4 protein-coding genes are annotated in these 6,555 nt (G+C 71.5%); 3 read left to right on the top strand and 1 reads right to left on the bottom strand.

The window, feature by feature from the left end:
- Window positions 1-947: hypothetical protein (locus Q1N79_RS14195; RefSeq protein ID WP_300609237.1), on the bottom strand; the 947-nt coding region annotated here is incomplete at its 3' end.
- A gap of 106 nt (window positions 948-1,053) precedes the next feature.
- Here Q1N79_RS14195 and serS point away from each other — a divergent pair.
- The 3 genes from serS to Q1N79_RS14180 form a co-directional block, all read left to right on the top strand.
- Window positions 1,054-2,316, top strand: a complete 1,263-nt coding sequence (gene serS / locus Q1N79_RS14190; protein WP_300609235.1) for a serine--tRNA ligase — start codon at window positions 1,054-1,056, stop codon at window positions 2,314-2,316.
- 61 nt (window positions 2,317-2,377) lie between these two features.
- Window positions 2,378-3,685 (top strand): hypothetical protein, encoded by a 1,308-nt coding sequence (locus Q1N79_RS14185; protein WP_300609233.1) that lies wholly within the window; start codon window positions 2,378-2,380, stop codon window positions 3,683-3,685.
- 24 nt (window positions 3,686-3,709) lie between these two features.
- Window positions 3,710-6,555, top strand: a 2,846-nt coding sequence (locus Q1N79_RS14180; protein ID WP_300609231.1) for a DEAD/DEAH box helicase, incomplete at its 3' end; no start/stop codon positions are given.

Here is a 6,555-nt window from a genome sequence, read left to right as displayed (position 1 = left end):
TCATCCCACCCGGCCGGCTCGCCCGCTTCGGTGAAGGGCGGGAACACGCTAACATGCAGCCGGTTGGTCTTGGTGGGACTGTGCACGACACGGAACCCGGCCGCGCGCAGCCGCCCCGCGGTGGTCACCCGCCGGATGGCGCCAGCGGCGAAATACCGCGTGACCAGAACCGCCGCGGCCGACGCATCGACGTCGCCGAGGATCATCGACAGTTCCGTCTCTCCGATGTTCTCGCGGAGCCGGTCGCGGAAGCCGTCGCCGAACGGCGGCTGTTCCCCGTACTGGGTCAGGCGCAGCTCGTCGGGAAGCTCAATCGGGTCGGGCGGCAAGGAACGGGCTGCTACGTTGCATCCTCTGTACGGGGAGACGCACCGGAAGCCCGGCCGGTTCAACCGGGGCGTCAGCCGCGTCGGCCGCTGCTGGGATAAGCCCGGGCGGCCTGTCCCGCCGCCGGCTGACAGCCGCCGGGGCTGGCTCGCCCGCGGGGGCGCTGGCGGGTTCGCCCTCCGTCGCCGCGCGGGATCGGTGCGCAGGACGGCCGTGACCGCGGCGGCAAGGACCGCCGCGGCGGCGAGTTCCCGGCCAGCGCGGCCCGCCGCCTCCCGCTGGACCGACGCGTGGAACTCGTCGACGGCGCGCGGGAACGGGGACCGGCCGAACCACAGCCGGGCCGGCTTGTCGATGTCGGGGAGCGCGGCGCCCGCCATGCCCGCCAGCACGGCGAGCCGCCGCTGCGGCGGCGCCATGGCCGCCAAGGCGCCGATGGCGGCCAGGCCGGCCAGCCCGTCGGACACCGCCACGTGCAGGTAGCGAGGTCCGAAATTCCCCCAGTGCGGGACCGCGTCGAGCACGAAGTGCGACGCGACGCCGGCCGCGAAGGCGGCCGCGGGCCGCCGCACCACGGCGCCGATCAGCGCGCCGGACAGCACGTGGTTGGTCACCAGCATGACTTTCACGGTAACCGGCGCCGCGGTCTACGTCAGCACCCGGCGGGCCACTCCTGGTAGCGTTTGCGTGGCTATGCAAGCTCGCAGCGAGGACTGACACGTCACCATGCTGGACAGACGATTCATCAGGGAGAACCCGCAGGCCGTCAAGGCCGCGGTCCGGGTCAAGGGCATCGACCTCGACGTCGATGAGCTGCTCAGCCTGGACCAGGCCAGCCGGGAACTGCAGCGCGAGCTCGACGAGGCGCAGACCCGCAGGAAGAGCTTCGCCAGGGAGTTCGCGCGGGCGGACGAGGCCGCCCGCGAGCGGCTCCGCGCCGAGCACGACGAGCAGGACGAGCACCTGCAGAAGGTCCGCGCGGAGCTTTCCGCCACCAACGAGAGGCTGCAGTCGCTGCTGCTGCTCACGCCGACGATCCCGTGGGAAGGCACCCCGGTCGGCCCGGACGACTCGGCCAACGTCACGATCAAGACCTGGGGCGAGCCGCCGGTCTTCGACTTCGAGCCCAAAGACCACGTGGAACTGCTCGAGAACCGCGGCTGGGCCGAGTTCGCCCGCGCGAGGAAGGTGGCCGGCGAGCGCGCCTACGCGCTCACCGGCGACATCGTGCTGCTCGAGCGCGCGATGCTGTCCTACGCGCTTGACTACCTGATCGAGCGGGGTTCGGCCGTGATCTCGGTGCCGGCGCTGGTGCGCGAGGACCCGCTGATAGGCAATGGCCAGTTCCCCGCGCACCGCGAGGAGACCTACGCGATCACGGCCGACGACCTGTACCTGGCGGGTACCGCCGAAGTCGCGCTCGTCGGCCTGCACTCCGGTGAGATCCTCGACGCCAGGGCGCTGCCGATCCGCTACGCGGGCATCTCGCCGTGCTTTCGCCGGGAGGCCGGCGGCGCCGGCCGCGACGTGCGCGGGCTGATCCGCGTGCACCAGTTCGAGAAGGTGGAGCAGTTCGTGATCTGCGCCGCCGACGACGCCGAGTCCGACGCCTGGCACTTCGAGATCCTCGGCGCGGCCGAGCACCTGCTGCAGGGCCTCGGGCTGCACTACGAGGTCGTCGAGTGCTCGACCGGCGACATGGGCGCGGGCAAGTACCGGATGAACGACATCAACACCTGGTTCCCGTCCCTCGGCCGGTTCCGGGAGACCCACAGCTGCTCGTCCCTGCACGACTGGCAGGCCAGGCGGGCGAACCTTCGCTACCGGGACACCGACGGCACGGTGCGGTTCGCGTACACGCTGAACAACACCGCGATCGCGACGCCGCGGCTGCTGGCCGCGCTCGTGGAGAACCATCAGACGGCGGAGCAGACGGTTCGCGTCCCCGAGGCGCTGCGCCCGTACCTGGGCGGCCGGGCCGAGCTGTAAGAGCGACTGGAAGACGGGAGGGCCGTGCGCGTTGGGACCCGGGCGTCGTACGCTGCGAGGCGTGGAACTCGAAGCTGATCGCGTCGCTGAGCTCGCCGGGCGTCCCCTCGGCGAGCTGAGGCGGCGCGACGTCGCAATAGCACTGCTCAGCGTGTCCGCCGCCGACGCGCTCGCGTCGCTTCCCGGCATCAGGCGCGGCCTGCTCGCGGCAGGCAACCCGCTGTCCGCGGCGTTCTGGGACTCCGCGGAAGGCATCCTGCACAAGATCAACGACCACGAGGCGACGTACGGGGACGTCCACGGCTGGCTCGAGGCGACGGGGACAGAACCGACGGGAATCATCGGGCTGCACGTGTGGGAGGAGTCGTCGCAGCGCAGCCCGCTGCAAGAGGAGATGCACACCAGGCTTGTCGCCTTCCTCGAGGACCGCCTGGCCGCCGGTGAGATCGACCCGGACAAGCTGGCCAGGGGGGACGCCGAGGCGCGGCAGGACTACCTGGCGCTGCAGGAAGGCTGGATGACGACCCCGCTGCCGGACGGGCGGGTGCCGATGACGGTGCTGCTTGACGAGCAGGACGAGGTCTTCCTCGCCGACTGGGCGGCCGCCGACGCGGAGGCGCTCAGCGCGCTGCGCTCGGTGCTCGAGACCGTGGGCGAGCGTCCGCTGCCCGCAGCCGAGCTCCGCACGGCCGCCAGGAGGCTGCGCGAGGACATCGCGCGCCCGGGCTGGCCGGGACAGATGCTCGTCTCGTTCAGCGGGCGCAACACGGACTCGCTGCCGGCTGACGACGCGGAGCTGTGGCTGACGCTCGCCACGTCGGTCGCCTCACCCCAGGGTGACCCGCTGTCGGAGGAGGACAAGGAGTTCGCCCGCGCGATGGAGTGGGCCGAAGACGAGGACCTCGACTTCGGCGACCAGCAGGACGGACCCGGCGGCGACGAGGACGACGGCGAGCTCGACGAGATGTCGGCCGCGATGGCCGCGGTGTGCGCGCTCGACCACTTCGACTGGCTGGCCGTCATGTCGGCGCTGGCGACCGGCGGGCCGGGCACGCCCGCGTCGGCCGCCGACCTCGCCAGGTACGTGCGCGACTTCGACCTCGCCGAGGACGAGGACGACGACGAAGACGAAGGGTCCGAGGAGGACGAGGACGAGGACGAAGAGGACGAGGAGGAGGACGAGGACGAGGAGTTCGACTCCGCCGACTTCGAGGACTACGACGACTTCGACGAGCTCAGCATCGAGGGCCTGTTCCTGCACGTGACCGCCATGTGGAGCGTCCTGGGCGCGATCGACGAAGACGACAGGCTCACCGAGCTCGGCTGGTGGGGGCTGCCCGAGGCGATGCAGCGCGCCTGGACAGAGTGAGCAAGCCAGCGCGGGGTGACAAGCATGCTCGTGGTGCACGGCAGCTGGGCCTATGGCGCGGTGCAGCTATGGGCCGAAGATCCCGCGCTGCCCGCGCACGCCCCGCCCCGGGCCGGCCGGCCGTCGCGCGCGCCGCGCAGGCACCCGTTCGCCGCCGGCGCGACCGAGCTCGCCGACGCGCTCGTAGCGCTCCGTGCGCCAGTTGCCGATCTGGCCAGGAAAGCGGTCGACGACGAGCTGACCCTGCGGCTGCCAACGATCGGCGATGGCCCGCTCGCCTCGCCCGGACTCACCCGGCCGCATAACCGAGCCGAACCGTCAGGCGAGGACCGTCCGTCCGGCGGCACGCGGCCGTCGATGGCCGCCTGGCGGATACCGGTGCTCACGTTTGAGCCGGACGCAGCGGCCGGGGTGCTCGCCGCGCTCGCCGGGGCACAGTTTGCCGAGCTTACCTCCGGCGGCTCCATCGGCTACCTGTACGCCGTAGCGCAGTTCGCGTCCGACCTGGCCACGCGTGGCCGGGTGCTGCCCATGCTGGTTCCCGAGGAGGACGGCTACGCCGCCCGCTGGCGGCCGGTGCTGGCTGCCACCGATGCCCAGCGTGCCAGGGAACTCGCGGCCGCGATGCCGCCGCTGTGCCGCGCGGCCGAGGATGCCCCGGCCGGGACCTCGCTGGCCGACATGCTCGACTCCTTCGCGGATTCGACGGTTCGCACCCGGTTGCAGGCACCGCTGCTGCCCGCGCGCAGAGGTCGCCGCCCCGCCCGTATCGATCTGGCCGAACGGACGGTGGCCGCTCTCACCGGCTCCGATGCTCGCGTAACGGTGGAAACGCCGCAGGATGCAGCCGAGGCGCAGGCGCTGATCACGTCGCTGGCCGCCTGGCTAGCCGCCGCGCAACTCCCGGCCGGTCCGGTCCGCACCTGCTTCCGCCTGGCTGAACCGGCCGAGCCCGGCCCGGCCGGACTCGCCGAGCTGGCCGCGTGGCGAGTGGAGTTCGCGTTGCAGTCGGCGCAGGACCCGAGCCTGATGCTGACGGCCGAGGATGTCTGGGCCGGGGCGGGGACTGGCTGGCTCGCCGGGGACGAGCATCCCGACGAGCTGCTGCTCGCGGGCCTCGGTGCCGCTGCCCGGCTGTTCCCCGAACTCGAAGACGCGCTCCGCGAGCCCGCACCCGCCGCGGTCACCCTCGACACTGCGGGCGCGCTCCGGTTCCTCAGGGAAACGGGGCCGCTGCTCGCCGGCGCCGGCTTTGGCGTGCTGCTCCCTGACTGGGCGCGCAAGGCGCGGCTCGGGCTGAAGCTGACCACCAAGTCGAGCACGGCCAGCTCGCCATCGGCCCGGCAGTCCGCATTCGGCCTGCAGGACCTCGTCGAGTTCCGCTACGACCTGGCCGTGGGCGACCACGTGCTCTCCCCCGGCGAGCTGGCCGAGCTCGCCGCGCTGAAGGTACCGCTTGTCCGCGTCCGCGGCCAGTGGGTGGAACTGGACGAGCGGCACCTGAAGACCGCGCTGAAGTTCCTTGAGCGCAACCAGTCCGGCACGATGACCGCCGCGGACGTGCTCCAGGCCGACGCGCATGGGCCAGCCGACGGCGTCCCGGTGACCGTGGACGCCGACGGCTGGCTCGGCGACCTGCTGTCCGGGCAGGCCGACCGGCGGCTGCCGCCGCTTGGCACCCCACGCGGCTTCCATGGCGAGCTACGGCCGTACCAGCAGCGCGGCCTCGCTTGGCTGTCCTTCCTCGGGGAACTCGGCCTCGGGGCCGTCCTCGCCGACGACATGGGCCTGGGCAAGACCGTTCAGCTGCTTGCCCTGATCGCCGCCGCCCCGCCAGGGAACCGGCTGACGTTGCTGGTATGTCCCATGTCGCTGGTGGGGAACTGGCAGCGGGAAGCGCAACGGTTCACCCCGGAGCTCCGGGTGCATGTCCACCATGGTGCGGAGCGGCTGACGGGCGACGAACTGACCGCAGCGCTGGCCGACGCGGACCTGGTGATAACCACGTACGGAATCGCCAACAGGGACCGGGGCTCGCTGGGCCGGGTACCGTGGGCCCGCGTCGTATGCGACGAGGCGCAGGCGATCAAAAACCGCGACACCGCGCAGGCCAGGGCGGTCAGGGCGCTGCCCGCGGCGGCGCACATCGCGCTGACAGGGACGCCGGTAGAGAACCAGCTCTCCGAGCTGTGGTCCATCATGGAGTTCGCCAACCCCGGCCTGCTCGGCACGGCCAAGAAGTTCCGCGAGCGATTCGCCATTCCCGTCGAGCGGCACGGTGATGCCGAGGCGGCGGACCAGCTGCGGCGGATCACCCAGCCGTTCGTGCTGCGCCGCCTCAAGACGGACAAGTCAATCATCTCTGACCTGCCAGACAAACAGGAAATCAAAGTCTGGTGCAACCTCACGCAGGAACAGGCCAGCCTGTACCAGGCGACCGTCATCGACATGCTCAGCCGCATCGGCGACGCGTCGGACGACATCACCAGGCGCGGCCTGGTACTCGCCACGATGACCAAGCTCAAGCAGGTCTGCAACCACCCGGCGCACCTGCTCGGCGACGGATCCCGGCTGCCCGGGCGCTCCGGCAAGCTGGAGCGGCTAGAGGAGATCTGCGAGGAGGTCGCCGCCGACGGGGACAAGGCGCTGTGCTTCACCCAGTACGCCGAATGGGGGCGGATGCTGCAGCCGTACCTGGCCGCCCGGATCGGCTGCCAGGTGCTGTTCCTGCACGGCGGCACCACCAAGAAACAGCGTGACGAGATGGTGCTGCGGTTCCAGGAGGCCGACGAGCCGGTGATCTTCCTGCTGTCGCTCAAGGCCGGCGGCACCGGCCTGAACCTCACGGCGGCGAACCATGTCATCCACGT

The organism is Trebonia sp. (genome assembly GCF_030042015.1).
In the GTDB taxonomy this organism is placed as follows: Bacteria; Actinomycetota; Actinomycetes; order Streptosporangiales; family Streptosporangiaceae; genus Trebonia.
Note: the sequence above shows the minus strand (reverse complement) of the source record. Positions and strands in the feature narration are given on the sequence as shown.

Bases quoted from the DNA above. Each gene is read 5' to 3' on its own strand.
- serS (WP_300609235.1), top strand. From the start codon at position 1,054: ATGCTGGACAGACGATTCATCAGGGAGAACCCGCAGGCCGTCAAGGCC.